Source organism: Streptomyces sp. BV286, assembly GCF_019090165.1.
Taxonomy (GTDB): Bacteria; Actinomycetota; Actinomycetes; order Streptomycetales; family Streptomycetaceae; genus Streptomyces.
Genome location: NZ_JAHRIB010000037.1, coordinates 1 through 204, shown reverse-complemented (window position 1 = coordinate 204; position 204 = coordinate 1). Strand labels below are relative to the sequence as shown.

At 71.1% G+C, this 204-nt stretch carries 1 protein-coding gene; it reads right to left on the bottom strand.

The window, feature by feature from the left end; all coding sequences use genetic code 11:
- A partial coding sequence (locus KUF83_RS05360; RefSeq protein WP_217453384.1) for an acyltransferase domain-containing protein occupies positions 1-204 on the bottom strand: 204 nt, incomplete at both ends.

The following is a 204-nucleotide window of genomic DNA, read 5'->3' as shown; positions in this document are numbered from 1 at the left end:
CCTCATCGGCCGGGGCCTGAACCGCGAGCATCCCGCCACCGCCCGCCAACACTTCACCGATCGCCCTCGACCGCAACGCCACCACCCGGGCACCGTCCTGCAGGGACAGCCAGCCACCCACCACCGCAGCCGCAATCTCACCCTGCGAATGCCCCACCACCGCATCCGGCTCCACACCCACCGAACGCCACACCTCAGCCAGGG